The organism is Paenirhodobacter sp. (assembly GCF_041916475.1).
Classification (GTDB): Bacteria; Pseudomonadota; Alphaproteobacteria; order Rhodobacterales; family Rhodobacteraceae; genus Rhodobacter.
Genome location: NZ_JAYRZN010000039.1, coordinates 13838 through 28973, shown reverse-complemented (window position 1 = coordinate 28973; position 15136 = coordinate 13838). Strand labels below are relative to the sequence as shown.

Below are 15136 nucleotides of genomic sequence, written 5' to 3'. Positions count from 1 at the left end.
GAGACAAACCCGACCTTGACCCCAGCATGAACCGAAATCCATAATCAGAGGTGGCTCACTTCTCGGTGAAAAAACCGGCTCAGTTCTGAGTGAAAATCAACAACGAGATCAAGGCCGTGCTAGCGGAGCGACTGTGATGCGCGACAAGAGTGTTCCGCTGTCCGAAGTTCTGCAGCTTGATATAAATGCAGTCGATATTGATGCGAATACAACTTACGAAATGTCTGGCGTCTACGGCTTTGGGCGAGGGCTTTTCCATCGTGAGCCGCTGCGCGGATCGGAGACAACCTACAAGCGTTTTCACCATCTTTCGGTCGGGCAGGTCGTCTTAAGCCAACTCAAGGGCTGGGAAGGTGCGATCGCCGTCGTTGATCCAGAAAATTCTGGACGCTTTCTCTCGACCCAGTTCCCCACATTCCGCTGCGACGAGGAACGGGCAATTATCGCCTATGTGGGATGGTTCCTTAAGTATGCTCCCAATTGGCATGCACTACGTCGGAAGTCCCGCGGTATGGGCGCGCGCCGCGACACTATTTCTCCAGAAAAGTTCCTGTCGCTAAAGATCCCGCTGCCGTCCCTCGACGATCAGCGCCGCATCGTCGAAAGGCTCGACCAGGTCGCGGCACTGGTGGACGAACGCCGCAACGCTATCGAGGCGGCAGAGCGGGAGACGCGGGCGCTGCTGCTAAAAGCCTTTCAGCGCGCCATCGATGGCGCCCCCCTGCGCCCCATGGCCGAGGTCGCGCCGCTGATGCGCAGGCCGGTCGAGATCGATCTTGACGCGAGCTATCCCGAGCTCGGCGTCCGTTCGTTCGGCCGCGGTACTTTTCATAAACCCGATCTGCTGGGCGCGGACCTGAGCTGGCAAAAGCTCTTCCTTGTTCAGCAAGGCGACCTCGTGTTCAGCAACATCAAGGCTTGGGAGGGGGCGTTCGCAGTGGCTGGCCCCGATGACCATGGGCGGGTCGGCTCGCACCGCTACCTGACATGCGTTCCCACTCAGGGGCTCGCGACAGCCGAGTTCATCTGGTTCTACCTCCAGACCTCTGAAGGTCTCGGCAAGGTCCAATCCGCATCGCCCGGAAGTGCCGACAGGAACCGCACTCTGGGGCAAGGAGCGCTGGAGGCAATCACCGTTCCGACGCCACCGATCGGCCGCCAAGAATGGTTTGACCGTCTGCATGCGAAGGCCCGCGAAGCCCGCGGCATCCGCGCCAGCACTGCTAAGGACGTGGAGGCTCTTATTCCGGCCATGCTACACGAGATCTTCGACGGTCGGGCGAAGGCCGCATGATACCTCGCGCCGTCCTTACCCGGATCGACCGGGCTGCGGTACAGGGACGAACGGGGCCTGTCCTGTCGGCCTGCGAGGCGGATGGCGAGGAAGAGGTCGAAGTTTTCGTCAAGCTTTCGGCAGGTTGCGACCAGGCGGTAGTGAACCTGGCGAGAGAGGCCATTGCCGCATGTCTTGCAGCCGATCTGGGGCTTCCGGTGCCAAGGCCCTGGATCGTCGAGATCCCGCCGGAGATTTTTCCGGTGGTGACAGACCCCCAGATCGCTGACAAGCTGCGCCGCAGTTGTCCCTTGGCGTTTGGCTCTACGCGCAGCACGGGTTTCTCCGCCTGGAGCAGCGGTCAGCGCCTCTCTGACGCGATGAGGCCAGTTGCCGCTGGCATCCTGCTGTTCGACGCGATCATCCAGAACCCTGATCGGCGGGCGGAGAATCCGAACTGCCTTGTCAGGGGCAACGATCTGAGGATCATCGATCACGAGCTTGCCTTCGCCCACCGCCTGCTCCTCCTGTGGCGCGCGCCATGGGTACTTGGCGGCATGAGGGACTTAGAAACCCCTGGCAGGCATATTTTCGTGCATGAGCTGAAAGGCGCGCCGTTCGACTTCAGCGAGATCAAATCTCGCTGGAGCGCCTTGTCGGATGCGCGGCTGCAGGAGTATGAAGGAGCCATCCCCCCGGAGTGGGCAGCAGCCCGCGCCGACATAGATGCTGCGCTGAAGTTGATCGCCGAGGCTAGGGACAACATCGATGCATGCATCGGGGAACTTGGGAGGATACTGGCATGACCGCGAAGGAGCCGTATAGCTACGTCGTTCTGCGATACATTCACGATGTCCTTACGGGCGAGTTCGTGAATGTCGGCTTGGTCATGGTCGTCCCTGGTCGACCGCTCATCCTGACGAAATCCCGCAAAACATTCGGCCGTATAAAGAATGTTTTTCCGGATCTGGACAGTGAGTCCTACAAGCGCGCGATCGAAGCCATCGATCGGGGGATGAAGAGCGTTCAGCGTAGTCTGAAAAGTGAGGGCCTTTTCAAAGGCGAGAGGACAGCCGGTGACTATGCGCGGATCGCGTTGCCGCTCGATGACAGCTCGTTGCAGTGGTCGCCAGTAGGCGCCGGCCTGACTGCGGACCCGCAGAAGACCTTCGATCAGCTCTATCTGCGTTTTGTATCGAGGTATGATCGACCGTCTGAGCGCCGACGGAGTGATGACGACGTATGGCGTCCCGTCGAGGCGAAGCTCAAGGAGCATGGTGTAAACGTTGAGCTGGAGCCGAAGCGCATCCAAGGAAATACGGACGCTGTCGAGTTTCGTCATGCGTGGAAGAACGGGCGCTGGCACGTATACGAGCCACTTTCATTCGACCTGTCTGACGCAGACAACATCAAGGATAAGGCACGCCGCTGGCTGGGGCACCTTTCAGCCGTCAAGATTGGCACAACCGAGGATGTTCAGGTTCATTTCATAGTGGGGCGTCCTCAGAACACCTCCTTGGAGCCAGCGTACCGGAATGCCGTCGAGATCCTTCGTCAGGTGCCGTTCGACAACAAGGTGTTTGACGAGGACCAGATCGAAGACTTCGTGAATCAGATTGAGGACGAAGTGCGGCACCACGAAGGGCGCACTCTGCAATAGACCGCGGCCGTCGCGCGCGCTCAGTTCGAGGACAGTGTCGTCCTCATGCCAAACGCCAATACGAACAGCGATCACCGCTCGCAGACGATTATTCTTATTCTAATCAGTGACTTGCGAGCTGTTCACCGAAAGCGCGGCGGTTAACAGGTCCGGAGAATATCGGCCCGGAGAGAACGCGTGTGCGCCCTTCGGGGCGTGAGCCGGTTAACAGCCCCTCCCGCATAACTCTCGAAAACAACGGAAAAATCCGGCCGCAGCCGGATCGGGAGAACGCTTTCGCTGGGGCAAGTGGCGGAAGGGGTGGGATTCGAACCCACGGATGCTTGCGCATCGGCGGTTTTCAAGACCGCTGCAATCGACCGCTCTGCCACCCTTCCGTCGTTAGTTTTCAAATCGGTTGCCTTAGACCACTCAACCACGGCTCCGCACCGCCGCTGCTTGGACGATCAGTGTGCGCGGAGCATTGTTATCGTTTCGTACCCGCGATGCCAAGATCGGCCATACATAAACAACCGGGTTTCTAGGACCGGCGATGAATTACTCCCCCGATTTTTATCGGGGTGCATCTGTAGAATTCATGCGGCCCTTTTCAGTTTCTGGGTGCTTCCCCACACTGAAGTGGTCCGTCGTTACGTTTAGGAAACGTAGGATCGAGAATGGCAAACACCCGCCCGGCCGCAATCCTCGGTCTGCCACCAGAGAGCCATCCGGAAACCATCCTTTCTGCGATCACGGGGCAGGATCGGGAAGGCCCCGGAGGCACCCGCCGCAACCACTGCGGCCGAACATCCCGATCCGACACGCTTCGGGCTGGTCGATGCGGTGCGCGAGCTTCTGGCCGGCCGCAACGCCCGAGTCGCGACGATGCGCGAGGCGGATGCGGGCACGCGGGTCGAGGCCGCTCTGCGGGAGGGGCACATCACCCCCGCCATGCGCGGTTGGACCGCCGCGCTGAGCATGCAGGATCCACCGAGCTTCGACAGCTATATCGCGAAATTGCCCCCCAATGCCCAGCATCTACGCCCCACGCGCAGGGGCACGGGCCGCGCCGGGGCCTCAGGCCCCGGCCGTCTCGGCCGAGACGACAATGGCTGCAACCAACTCGGCATCGGAACCGGAAAGCTCGCTTCGTGACCAGCGCATCGGCCAGCCCCGCGGCGGACGCGGGCGGAGCGGTGGCCATCCGCGCGCGATGCCCCGGAAGTGTCCCTCACGCTTACGGGGCATCCGGCCCTCAGGGCACTCCCAACTTTCGTGGAAACCATGTCCCAGAGCCTTGCCAACCCCTGCCCGAAAACGCCCGCCGCGCTCGCGCCCTATGTCGAGGTGTTAGGCGTTGATCTGGCTGTTGACTTCTTCCTGCGGTTCGGCGGCTCGGAACTGTATTTTCCGCGCGATCGCTGCCATGGCGGAGCCGCCACCAGCATGATCGGCGTCGTGAAGATCGCCGCCCCCGGGGATCGCCCCTGCGTCGCCAAGACGCGCATTCCTCTGGCAAACCGCTGGATCACCGAGGTTCTGGCGTGGAAAGGATGCCCGACCGCCAAAATCGCCCGCTGGATCCGCGTGAGCGACGTCACCCTGCGCTACTGGTTTTCCGGCGAACACCGCCCGTCTCCGGCCGAAAGATAGGCCCTGAAATGCGGCTATACAGCGGCATAAAGGCAAGGCCGCACCGACCGACCTCTCGTGCTCTGCCCGGTGGCTCCCCTCCCCACCGCGAGGACGCAACGCGCCCCGACCAGTAAGTATAGTCCTGGTCAACCTTCGGGGTCAGGTGCCCCTCAGCAAAGCCGGGAGATTTTGCGGCAGAACCTTCGGGGAACATAAAGTGTTCGGACGATTGTTTCAATGCAGACGGCAGGGCCCCGCTGCCGGTTTCCCGGAAACCCTGCATGGCGCTCCGATCCGGAGACCGCGCTACGGCCGCGAGAATATTTTCGTGTCACGCCTGCAAGAGATGGGATAGCCATGATAACCGCTCAGATCAACGACCGCGCCATCCAGAAGGCCTTCGATGCCTTGGAAGCGTCCCTGACCGATATCTCCCCGGCGCTGAACGACATCGGCTACTTCCTCGTTGCATCAGGCCGCATTCGGTCTGCACGAGCAACAGGACAAGCTCGGGCGACGGCATGACCACAGCATGCCGACGCACCCGTTCTTCGGCGTCTCGGACCGGAACCGGGCGCACCATCGCAGAGATCCTTGGCGAATGGCAGGAGAACGCGGCCAACGGCGCCGGAAACCGACCCTCGCGAGACCTGACGACACTTAAATCCGGATAATCAGACAAGGTGCCACAGCATACTCGAACCATGCGGCCACACATAGACAGCGCCCCGAGCCTTGCGCGCGGCGGTGTGGACGGCTAGCTAGGTCGAAACGAAGGGGGATGCCATGTTCACCGGAATCGTGACTGACATGGGCGAAGTCCGCGGCCTCACGCGCGGCGGCGACCTGCGCGCGCGGATCGGCTGCCACTATGCGATGGAGGGGGTCGATATCGGCGCCTCGATCGCCTGCGACGGCGCCTGCCTGACCGTGATCGCCAAGGGGCCGGACTGGTTCGACGTGGAGATTTCCGCAGAAACGGTTTCCAAGACCAACCTCGACCTCTGGTCCGAAGGCCGCAGCCTGAACCTCGAGCGCGCGCTGAAGGTCGGCGACGAGCTCGGCGGGCATATCGTGTCGGGCCATGTCGATGGCGTGGCCGATATCGTGGCGATGCGCGACGAGGGCGACAGCACGCGCTTCACCTTCCGCGCCCCCGCGGCGCTGGCGAAATACATCGCCCCCAAAGGCTCGGTCGCGCTGAACGGCACTTCGCTGACGGTGAACGAGGTCGAGGGCACCGATTTCGGCGTGAACATCATCCCGCACACCAAATCTGTCACCACCTGGGGGCGGGCGCAGATCGGCGACCGGATCAACCTGGAGATCGACACGCTGGCCCGTTACGTCGCGCGGCTGCAGGAGTGGAAGGCGTGAGCGGCATCGGCCATAACCGCGGCCCCGCGCTCGGCACCAACAGCTGGGCCCGGCACTGCTGGACCCGCGCCCGGGCCGAGCTGTTCCCCACCCTGCCGATCGAAGTGGTGCGGGGCCGGGTTCGGCGCGCGGCTGAAATCGGGCTCGATTACCGTACCTATGCCGGGATTCGGGCCACGACCGGGCATGATCTGATAGCCTTCCTCTATTCCTCGAACCTGCTGCTGATGCTGCGCGATGCCGAGGCAGATGCCGCCCGCGTGGCGCGGCTGGGCGCGGCAGGCGGGATCCGCCATCACCTCGCTTTGGCCGCGCATCTGCCGCCGGAGGCTGCGCTCGCGCGGCTCGCCGCGGCGGGGCTGCGCCCGCATCGCAGCGGGCCGATGCCGCGCCTTTGGGACAGCCCGCGCCGGCAGCGCGCCCTGCTGGACGCGCTGCGCGGGCCGCAGGGCCCGGGCCGGGTCCCCGCAGCGCAGGTACTGCTGATCTCCGAAACCGATATCGAACATGACTGGGCAGCAATTGGCCGCCTGGCCGGTGCTGTGCCCGCGGAGCGGTTCTTTGCCGCCGCGGCCCGCTGAGCCCGAAAGGAGCCCCCATGACCACCTCCGACACCGATCACCCCGAAATCGCCGGCCCGGTCGAGCAGAGCCTGCGCGATGCGATCTCCTCGATCGAGGAGATCATCGACGACGCCCGCAACGGCAAGATGTTCATCCTCGTCGATCACGAGGACCGCGAGAACGAGGGCGATTTCGTGATCCCCGCGCAGATGGTGACGCCGAACGCGATCAACTTCATGGCCACCCATGGCCGCGGTCTGATCTGCCTGTCGATGACCGGCGCGCGGGTCGATGCGCTCGGCCTGCCCCTGATGGCGCAACAGAATTCGTCGCGCCATGAAACCGCCTTCACCGTGTCGATCGAGGCGCGTGAAGGGGTCTCTACCGGCATCTCGGCGCATGACCGGGCGCGGACGATTTCGGTGGCGATCGACCCGAGCAAGGGCCGCACCGACATCGCTACCCCGGGCCACGTCTTTCCGCTGCGCGCGCGCGACGGCGGGGTGCTGGTCCGCGCGGGGCACACCGAGGCCGCGGTAGACATTTCCCGCCTGGCCGGGCTGAACCCCGCGGGCGTGATCTGCGAGATCATGAACGAAGACGGCACCATGGCGCGCCTGCCCGATCTGATCGCCATTGCGCAGAAGCACGGGCTGAAGATCGGCACGATCACCGACCTGATCGCCTACCGCCGCCGCTACGACAATCTGGTGCGCGAAACGGCGCAGAAGCCGGTGCATTCGGTGCATGGCGGCGACTGGTCGATGCGGATTTTCACCGACCAGACCGAGGGCGCCGAGCACATCGTGCTCACCAAGGGCGATCTGACCGGCGATACGCCGGTTCTGGTGCGGATCCATACGCTCGACCCGATGACCGATGTGCTCGGGCTGGTGCCCTCGAAGGCGGGCGATCTGGGCCGGGCGATGGAAGCGATTGCGGCCGAGGGACGCGGGGCGGTGGTGCTGCTGCGCGAAACCTCGATGAAGCTGCTGGACGGCGGCCAGGCCTCGCCGCAGACGCTGAGGCAATACGGGTTCGGAGCGCAGATCCTGTCGGCGCTCGGGCTGGGGCGGCTGGTTCTGCTGACCAATTCGCAGATGCCGAAGGTGATCGGCATCGAGGGCTACGGGCTCGAGATCGAAGGCACGAAGGGGTATTGAGATGGCCGGAACCGAAACGCATTACACGCTGCCGCTGCCGAGCTTCGACCGCCCGGTGCGCCTGCTGATCGTGGTGGCACCCTATTACCGCGACATCGCCGACAACATGATCGCGGGGGCGCGGGCCACCGCGGCCGAAGCCGGCGCAAGCGTCGATCTGGTCGAGGTGCCCGGCGCGCTGGAGATCCCGACGGCGATCGGCATGGCCGCCCGCATGGCCGATTACGACGGCTTCGTCGCGATCGGCTGCGTGATCCGCGGCGAGACCACGCATTATGACACCGTGTGCAACGACAGCTCCCGCGGGATCACGCTCCTCGGCCTGCAGGGCGTGTGCATCGGCAACGGCATCCTGACGGTGGAAAACCGGCAGCAGGCCGAGGTTCGCGCCGATCCGGCCGATCAGAACAAGGGCGGCGGTGCCGCAGCTGCGGCCTTGCATCTTGTCGCGCTCTCGCGCAAATGGGCCACCCGGACGAAAGGGATCGGATTCCGCCCGCAAGGTGAGTCGATCCGTCTGGCCGGAGATCCCGAAGGAACCACGCAAGCATGACCGAAGCCCCCGAAGCCCCGCGCAAGCCGACACCCGAGGAAAAACGCCGGATGAAATCCGCCGCGCGCCTCTATGCCGTGCAGGCGCTGTTCCAGATGGAAGCCTCCGGCCAGGGGGTGGACCGTGTGGTGCGGGAATTCGAGAGCTTCCGCTTCGGCCTGCCGCTGGAAGACGGTGGCGAGGAGCTGGCCGAGGGCGACGCGAACCTGTTCCGCCGCCTGCTCGATGATGCGGTGACCTGGCAGGCCCGCATCGACCAGGCGACCGACCGCGCCCTCGTGGCGAAATGGCCGATCGCCCGGATCGATCCGGTTCTGCGCGCCCTGTTTCGTGCCGCGGGCGCAGAGCTGGTGACGCCGGACACGCCGCCCAAAGTGGTCATCACCGAATTCGTCGAGGTCGCGCGCGCGTTCTTCCCCGAGGGCCGCGAGCCGAAATTCGTCAATGCGGTGGTGGATCACATGGCCCATGAGCTGCGCCCCGACGGTTTTTGACGAATTTGTGGCAAAGAACCGCCCTGCGGCAAAGTTGCCTGTTTGAATTCACCCGGCATGCGCTACATTGATTCCCAAGTAGAGGAGTCGTCATGCCCGAGCTCGTCCGTCTGTATATCCGCAATGTCCTGTTCGGGGCTGCCCTGTCGGCGGCCTTCGTGGGGATGCTCCTGTGGTTCAATATCGCGAATCTGTGGCACCTCGTGAGCCATTCCGACGTGGGCTATATCGCGGTGGGCCTTCTGTTCGTGTTCAACACCATCGTTTTTGCGGGCGTCCAGTTCGGTATTTCGGTGATGCGGATGGCCGAGGACGATACCCCGCCCGGCGGCGGCAAGCGCGACGCGGTCGCGGTGGCGCCGGAGATGATCGCGATCCCGATCCCGGTGGAGAGCCGCACTGCGCAGCGCCGGATCCGGCACTGAACAGCGGATGAAACAGCAAGGCCCTCCGTTTCCGGAGGGCCTTTTGCTTGGGGAAGTGGCGGAAACCGCAGCAACCGTGCGGGCGTGAATTTCCCGAGAGCCTGACATGATCAGGTGGGAGCCAGGTAACGAGGCCAGGGCCCCGACAGAGCCGGCCCCCTCAGGAATGGTTATCGGCCACTGGAAAAGGGCCCGTCCACGCGAAGAGCAGTAACCGCCACGGGCAGAGATAAGGCCCGCGGCGCGGTTCGGCAAGGGATCTGGACAAAAGTTCACCATTCGTTCACGATTACTGCCATGACGCCAGATGCACCCCCCGGACAATTGCTTGCGCGCGGCGTGTGCCGCTGCCTGATGGATCACGGCTTCGCCTGCCTGACGGAAATGGTCCCCCGCCCCGGCCTGCGGGTGGATGTGATGGCGCTCGGCCGCAAGGGCGAAATCTGGATCGTGGAGTGCAAATCGAGCCGCGCGGATTTCACCGCCGATCGGAAATGGCACGGCTATCTGGACTATGCCGACAGGTTCTTCTGGGCGGTGGATGCGGCGTTCCCGCGCGAGATCCTTCCCACCGACAGCGGCCTGATCCTGGCCGACCGCTTTGGCGCCGAAATCCTGCGCACCGGCCCGGAAGCGCGCCTCGCCCCCGCGCGGCGCAAGGCCGTGACTCAGGGGTTTGCCCGCGCCGCCGCCCTGCGGCTTCAGCTCCGCGCGGACCCGGAGGGGGTCACTTCTTTCCTTTAGGCGCCTTGCCGCGCGGCCCTTTACCGCCGGGCGTGCTGCGGTCGACCATCTCGCGTGCCGCTTCGGCCGCGGCCATCAGCTCCTCGGCGATTTCCTCTGCCTCTTCCGGTTCGAAATCGAACGGCAGCTCGAAGCCGTCGCCGGTGACATAGATGCGCACCATGCCCAGCGAGGTGGGCCCGATCTGCAGATCGCCGGTGACTTCGCTTTCCTTGTCGATGCTCATCAGTGCCTCCGGTTTTTTCAAGGCTGACGGGGTAAACTGAACGCGGGTTTCTGGCAACGGGATTCGCACCGCGGCGCGTGTTTCCCCCTTGCATTCCCGCAGGAGTGCCGGTAAACGCCCCCTCAGTGCCGCCTTAGCTCAGCTGGTTAGAGCACCAGATTGTGGATCTGGGGGTCTCCCGTTCGAACCGGGAAGGCGGTACCATCTTCCTATCAGTATCACACAGAGAGCAGCTGCTCGCTCTGCCCTCTCTCCTATGGCCCTTGATGCCTCGCCCCGGGCGCCTCCGCAGCCCCGCACATTCACGGGCGCGCGCGACGTTTCCTGATACGGCCTGGCATCACGGCAAATAGATGCTGAAAAACGAGGCGATTGGCATCCGTCCGCTTACAACCTGTAGGATAGTGACGCCGACCTGCAACCAGATCTTGCCCCCCGCCCCGATATGCGCGAAAACCGTTGGAAATTAGGCAGTTTTCACACGGGTCATGCCGTGTTACGCTGAATGAAAGCCCTGCCGCGAGAGCGGGGCGCGAGGCAAATGAGGGCAGATACCGTGACCAGGCTTTTGAACCGGGTCCGCAAGGGACTTCTGGCGGTCGCTTTTTGCGTGTTCCCCGCGGCCGTTTTCGCCGCCCCTTTCGCAGCCTATGTGATGGATGCGCGCACCGGCGAGGTTCTCTATGAGAAGAACGCCGACACGCGGCTGCATCCGGCATCGCTGACCAAGATGATGACGCTCTATCTGGCGTTCCAGTCGATCGAGAACGGCCGGGCGAGCCTCGATTCCGTGGTCACGGTCACGGCCCATGCGGCAAGCCAGCCGCCTTCGCGGCTCGGCCTGCGTCCGGGGCAGAAGATCCAGCTGCGCTATCTGATCCGCGCCGCTGCGGTGAAATCGGCCAACGATGCCGCGGCCGCCATCGGCGATTTCCTCGGCGGCGACGAGGCCGGTTTTGCCGCGATGATGAACCGCACGGCAAAATCGCTCGGCATGAAGAACACCAGCTTCCGCAACGCGAACGGCCTGACGCGGGAGGGCCATCTGTCCACCGCGCATGACATGACCCTTCTCGGGCGGCATGTGATCTATGATTATCCGCAGTATTACAACATCTTCTCGCGCCGGACGGCCGATGCGGGCATTGCCAAGGTGGCCTCGACCAACCGGCGTTTCCTCGACAGCTACGACGGCGCCGACGGGATCAAGACCGGCTATACCGTGCCCGCAGGCTTCAACCTGGTCGCCTCTGCGCAGCGTGGCAACAAACGCGTGATCGCCACGGTCTTCGGCGGCACATCGACCGCGCAGCGCAATGCCAAGGTCTCCGAGCTGCTGGATATCGGCTTCGCCCGTGCGCCGGGCAAGGTGACGCCGGTGACCCCGACGCCGCCCGCGGCGGTGATGGCGGCCAACGACCTCGCCGGGCCGGAAGTGAGCGGCAAGGTGCAGGTTGCCGATGACGGCGAAGCGGAAGCCACGATCGAGGTGGCGCCGAAGGAAAGCCCGCGCCCATCGCGGCGCCCGGCGACGGAAGAGGCCCTGATTGCCCAGGCACCAGTTCAGCCCGCACGGGACGGGCAGGCCGAAGCGATTGCGGCGGCGATCGTCGCCGCGCAGAAGGCCCCTGCCCCGGCAGCGGCGGCGCCGACGGAGGAGCTCGCGCTGGTGGATGAGCCCAAGTTCGATCCGAACATGCCCGCCGAGGGCGATGCGGATCCGAAGGACCCCGTGTTCATCCAGAGCGCCGCGCCGCAGCCCGAGACGCTCGCGCTGGCAAAGCAGAAATCGAGCCGCAACGATACGGTGATCCTCGCGAATATGTCGCCTGCGCCCGCACCAGCCAAAACCCGCGAAGTCGTGGCCCGGGCGTCCAGCTCCGGCGGGCGCAACTGGGGGATCACGGTTGGAAAGTTCAATTCGCAATATGCGGCCGAACGCGCGCTGCTGAACACGGCGCTGATGGAAAGCGACACGCTGGGCGATGCCCTGCGCAAGGTCGCCAAGACCAAGACCGCTTTCGAGGCGAATTTCGTCGGCATGTCGCAATCCACGGCGGAGCTCGCCTGCGCCCGGCTGGCAGCGCGGGCCACGGATTGTTCGGTGATCGGGCCCTGAGTGGGCCTTCCCGGGAAACAGAAAGGCCGCCCCTCAGGGCGGCCTTTTGCGTTTCAGGGCTTCGGGTGGTCGTCGTAATCCGGCGACAGGATCCGCTCGCCGTCGCCCTTCGGATCCTCGAACTGCCGCGTTCGCAGCGACCAGAAGAAGGCGACGAGGCCGAAGCCTCCGAGGAACAGCGAAATCGGGATCAGATAGGTCAGGATGGACATGGCGCCCCCTTGGCTCGTGTCTATTTCAGCCGCAGCGCGTTGAGCGAGACGGTGACGGAGGAGAGCGACATCGCCAGCGCCGCCGCGAGCGGCGTCGCCAGCCCCACCAGCGCCAGCGGTACGGCCACGACGTTGTAGGCCAGAGAGATCGCGAAATTCTCCTTGATCCGGCGCCGGGTCTGCACCGAAATGCGCAGCGCATCGGCCACCGGCTCCAGGTTCCCGCCCAAAAGCACGATATCGGAGGCCGCCCGCGCCGCATCCAGCGCCGAGGCCGGCGAGATCGACACATGGGCCGATGCGAGCGCGGCGGTATCGTTCAGCCCGTCGCCAACCATCAGCACCCGGCGCCCCTGCGCACGCAGCGCCGCCACCCGGGCAGCCTTGTCCTCCGGGCGCGCGCCCGAGTGCCATTCCGCGATGCCGAGCCGCGATGCCAGATCGGCCACCGGCGCTTCGGTATCACCTGAGAGCAATATCACCCGCATTCCCTGCCCCCGTAGCGCCGCGACCACCGTGTCCGCTCCCGGGCGGAGCCGGTCGGCGAAAGTCAGTGCCACCGGTGCCGCGGAGCCGATCCGCAGATGCGTCGCCGTGACCGCAGCGGGCTCGGCGCCCACCCAATCTGCCCGGCCGAGGCGCAGGATCTCGCCCTGCGGCCCCCGTGCCTCAATGCCGTGGCCAGGGACCTCCCGCAGGTCATGGACCTCTGCCGGGGCGCTCACCGCCGCCTCGCGTATGGCGCGGGCCAGCGGATGCGACGATCCCTGCGCCAGCGCCACCGCGATCGCGCGCTGCGCCGGATCGAGCGTGTCGAGGTTTTGCGGCGCGGGCGTGCCGAGCGTCAGCGTGCCGGTCTTGTCGAACACCACCGTATCGACTTCGGCCAGCCGCTCCAGCGCGGTGCCATCCTTGATCAGCATGCCCAGCCGGAACAGCCGCCCCGAAGCGGCCGTAACCACCGCAGGCACCGCAAGGCCAAGCGCGCAGGGGCAGGTGATGATCAGCACCGCCGCCGCGATATTGATGGCGTGGCGCAGATCGCCCCCGGTGATCCACATCCAGGTCACGAACGAGCCGAAGGCCAGCGTGTGCACCGAGGGCGAATAGAACCGCGCCGCGCGTTCGGCCAGCGTGGTATAGCGCGTCTTGGCCGATTCCGCCGCCGCGACCAGATCCGCCATCCGGTGCAGCGAACTGTCGCGCCCCGCCGCCGTGACCCGCAGCACCAGAGGCCCGGTCAGGTTCACTTCGCCCGCGCTCAGCGCCACGCCCGGCGCCGCCTGCACCGGCAGAGACTCGCCCGTGAGCAGCGACCGGTCCGTCTCCGACATCCCCTCGACCACGACGCCATCCGCCGCGATCCGCCCGCCCGGACGGATCCGGATCAGATCGCCGACCTGCAGCTGTGCCACCGGCACCTCCACCTCGGCGCCATCGCGCAGCAGATGCGCCCGCGGCACCTCCAGCGCCGCGAGCTCCTCCGCCGCCGAACGCGCGATGGCGCGGGTGCGGTAATCCAGATAGCGCCCGATCAGCAGGAAGAAGGTGAGCATCACCGCCGCGTCGAAATAGGCGTGATGGCCGTGCTTGATGGTTTCGAACAGCGAGATCGACGAGGCCAGCACCATGGCCAGCGAAATCGGGAAGTCCATATTGACCCGCCCGTGCCGCAGCCCGTTCAGCGCCGAAGCGAAGAACGGCCGCCCCGCGAAGACCACCGTCGGCAGGGCGATGGCCGCAGAGACCCAGTGGAACAGGTCGCGCGTGGCATTTTCCGCCCCGGACCAGACCGCGACCGACAGCAGCATGATGTTCATCATCGCGAAGCCGGAGACCCCGATCCGCATCAACAGGTCGCGGCCACGCTTGTCGGTCTCGGTGGCGGAAAGCAGATCCGGATCGAGCTCATGCGCCTCGTAGCCGATCTCCGCCAGCGACGCGACGAGAGGCCCCGGCGTGACCTCGGGCGCCGCCGAGACGGAGACGCGCTTCAGCGTCAGGTTCACGCGGGCCGAATGAACGCCGGGCTGGCGAGAGAGCTGCCGCTCCACATCCGAGATGCAGGTGGCGCAATGCGCGCTCGGCAGCGAGAGCATGATCCGGGCATCCCGCGGCGCAGCCTGGGCCAGCGCCTCCGCGGCGGGCGCCGCCACGCAGGCCGGGCAGGCCGAAGCCGACACATGCTCCTCATTCAGGACGGGAGAGACGCTCATTCACTTCTCCACGAACAGATCCAGCCGCTGGCGGAACATCGTGCCATCCTGCGCCTTCGCCTCCAGATGGATCAGCCAGGCGCCATGGCCCAGCTCCACCGGCGCGGAGAAGATCCCGCCCGAATAGCGAAATTCCGGCCGCATATCCTCGTTGGCCATGGTGGTGCGCCCGACCAGGACCGATATATCGGAGACCGGCGCCGGCAGGCCGCCACGGTCCCGGATCACCAGCGACAGGAAGCCGCGCTCGTAGCTGGGCTCCACCACCCAGCCGAGCGCCTCCTGCGCCGCGCGGTCCTTGTCGAAGGTCTGCGAGGCGACATAGGAGTTCGACACCTCGAGCCCCGGGAAGGTCTTTACCGCCTTCACCGCCATCGTCACGTTCACCGCGATGACCACGGCGAAGAAGGCGATCACGATCATCAGGAACTTGCGCCCGGTAAAGGGCTTTTCGGTCTTTTCCATCGCGGCCTCCTCCGGCCAGTCTGCTGCGGCCC

18 protein-coding genes and 2 tRNA genes are annotated in these 15136 nt (G+C 65.0%); 15 read left to right on the top strand and 5 right to left on the bottom strand.

Annotated elements, in window-relative coordinates:
* Positions 1-136 precede the first annotated feature (136 nt).
* The 3 genes from ACOMG5_RS14745 to ACOMG5_RS14735 are packed head-to-tail and all read left to right on the top strand — an operon-like array spanning position 137 to position 2933.
* Positions 137-1294 carry a restriction endonuclease subunit S gene (locus ACOMG5_RS14745; protein ID WP_095641407.1) on the top strand — a complete coding sequence of 386 codons (1158 nt, stop codon included), beginning with the start codon at positions 137-139 and terminating at the stop codon, positions 1292-1294.
* On the top strand, positions 1291-2079 hold the full coding sequence (locus tag ACOMG5_RS14740) for a HipA family kinase (RefSeq protein ID WP_114348948.1): 789 nt from the start codon (positions 1291-1293) through the stop codon (positions 2077-2079). Before ACOMG5_RS14745 ends, ACOMG5_RS14740 begins: the two co-directional genes overlap by 4 nt.
* Positions 2076-2933, top strand: coding sequence for a DUF3037 domain-containing protein (locus tag ACOMG5_RS14735; RefSeq protein ID WP_167650091.1), 858 nt, complete (start codon positions 2076-2078; stop codon positions 2931-2933). The genes ACOMG5_RS14740 and ACOMG5_RS14735 overlap by 4 nt, the downstream gene beginning before the upstream one ends.
* Before the next feature lie 289 nt (positions 2934-3222).
* Here the strand turns inward: ACOMG5_RS14735 and ACOMG5_RS14730 are convergent.
* Positions 3223-3310 (bottom strand) — tRNA-Ser (locus ACOMG5_RS14730).
* Between the two features lie 328 nt (positions 3311-3638).
* Between ACOMG5_RS14730 and ACOMG5_RS14725 the strand changes: the two genes are divergently transcribed.
* The 10 genes from ACOMG5_RS14725 (at position 3639) to ACOMG5_RS14680 (ending at position 9866) form a co-directional block, all read left to right on the top strand.
* A complete protein-coding gene (locus ACOMG5_RS14725) occupies positions 3639-4067 on the top strand; it encodes a phage protease (RefSeq protein WP_420344556.1) in 429 nt (142 codons plus the stop codon).
* Between the two features lie 129 nt (positions 4068-4196).
* Positions 4197-4565 carry a helix-turn-helix domain containing protein gene (locus ACOMG5_RS14720; protein ID WP_420344555.1) on the top strand — a complete coding sequence of 123 codons (369 nt, stop codon included), beginning with the start codon at positions 4197-4199 and terminating at the stop codon, positions 4563-4565.
* 339 nt (positions 4566-4904) lie between these two features.
* Entirely contained in the window at positions 4905-5072 is a 168-nt protein-coding gene (locus ACOMG5_RS14715) for a hypothetical protein (RefSeq protein WP_420344554.1), read from the top strand.
* A gap of 261 nt (positions 5073-5333) precedes the next feature.
* On the top strand, positions 5334-5924 hold the full coding sequence (locus ACOMG5_RS14710) for a riboflavin synthase (RefSeq protein ID WP_420344553.1): 591 nt from the start codon (positions 5334-5336) through the stop codon (positions 5922-5924).
* Positions 5921-6505, top strand: coding sequence for a hypothetical protein (locus ACOMG5_RS14705; RefSeq protein ID WP_420344552.1), 585 nt, complete (start codon positions 5921-5923; stop codon positions 6503-6505). Before ACOMG5_RS14710 ends, ACOMG5_RS14705 begins: the two co-directional genes overlap by 4 nt.
* Positions 6506-6522: 17 nt before the next feature.
* Positions 6523-7650: a 3,4-dihydroxy-2-butanone-4-phosphate synthase gene (gene ribB, locus ACOMG5_RS14700; RefSeq protein ID WP_420344551.1), complete on the top strand. Its 1128-nt coding sequence runs from the start codon at positions 6523-6525 to the stop codon at positions 7648-7650.
* A gap of 1 nt (position 7651) precedes the next feature.
* Positions 7652-8203: a 6,7-dimethyl-8-ribityllumazine synthase gene (locus ACOMG5_RS14695; RefSeq protein WP_420344550.1), complete on the top strand. Its 552-nt coding sequence runs from the start codon at positions 7652-7654 to the stop codon at positions 8201-8203.
* On the top strand, positions 8200-8697 hold the full coding sequence (nusB, locus tag ACOMG5_RS14690) for a transcription antitermination factor NusB (protein ID WP_420344549.1): 498 nt from the start codon (positions 8200-8202) through the stop codon (positions 8695-8697). The genes ACOMG5_RS14695 and nusB overlap by 4 nt, the downstream gene beginning before the upstream one ends.
* A 92-nt stretch (positions 8698-8789) precedes the next feature.
* Positions 8790-9122 carry a hypothetical protein gene (locus ACOMG5_RS14685; protein WP_420344548.1) on the top strand — a complete coding sequence of 111 codons (333 nt, stop codon included), beginning with the start codon at positions 8790-8792 and terminating at the stop codon, positions 9120-9122.
* 297 nt (positions 9123-9419) lie between these two features.
* Positions 9420-9866, top strand: coding sequence for an MmcB family DNA repair protein (locus ACOMG5_RS14680; protein ID WP_420344547.1), 447 nt, complete (start codon positions 9420-9422; stop codon positions 9864-9866).
* Here ACOMG5_RS14680 and ACOMG5_RS14675 read toward each other — a convergent pair.
* Positions 9850-10092, bottom strand: a complete 243-nt coding sequence (locus ACOMG5_RS14675; protein WP_420344546.1) for a DUF6324 family protein — start codon at positions 10090-10092, stop codon at positions 9850-9852. The two genes, ACOMG5_RS14680 and ACOMG5_RS14675, sit on opposite strands and share 17 nt — an antisense overlap.
* 127 nt (positions 10093-10219) lie before the next feature.
* Between ACOMG5_RS14675 and ACOMG5_RS14670 the strand changes: the two genes are divergently transcribed.
* Both ACOMG5_RS14670 and ACOMG5_RS14665 read left to right on the top strand, forming a co-directional pair.
* Positions 10220-10296: transfer RNA gene (locus tag ACOMG5_RS14670), tRNA-His, on the top strand.
* Between the two features lie 337 nt (positions 10297-10633).
* The gene (locus tag ACOMG5_RS14665) at positions 10634-12211 is read left to right on the top strand and encodes a serine hydrolase (protein ID WP_420344545.1); all 1578 of its coding nucleotides are present in this window, start codon (positions 10634-10636) and stop codon (positions 12209-12211) included.
* Between the two features lie 53 nt (positions 12212-12264).
* Here the strand turns inward: ACOMG5_RS14665 and ccoS are convergent, their stop codons facing one another.
* From ccoS to ACOMG5_RS14650, 3 genes are read right to left on the bottom strand one after another with little or no spacing between them, the layout of a single operon-like run.
* Positions 12265-12423, bottom strand: a complete 159-nt coding sequence (gene ccoS, locus ACOMG5_RS14660; protein ID WP_420344544.1) for a cbb3-type cytochrome oxidase assembly protein CcoS — start codon at positions 12421-12423, stop codon at positions 12265-12267.
* A gap of 20 nt (positions 12424-12443) precedes the next feature.
* Positions 12444-14639 (bottom strand): heavy metal translocating P-type ATPase, encoded by a 2196-nt coding sequence (locus ACOMG5_RS14655; RefSeq protein WP_420344543.1) that lies wholly within the window; start codon positions 14637-14639, stop codon positions 12444-12446.
* On the bottom strand, positions 14640-15104 hold the full coding sequence (locus ACOMG5_RS14650; RefSeq protein ID WP_420344542.1) for a FixH family protein: 465 nt from the start codon (positions 15102-15104) through the stop codon (positions 14640-14642).
* Between the last annotated feature and the right edge of the window lie 32 nt (positions 15105-15136).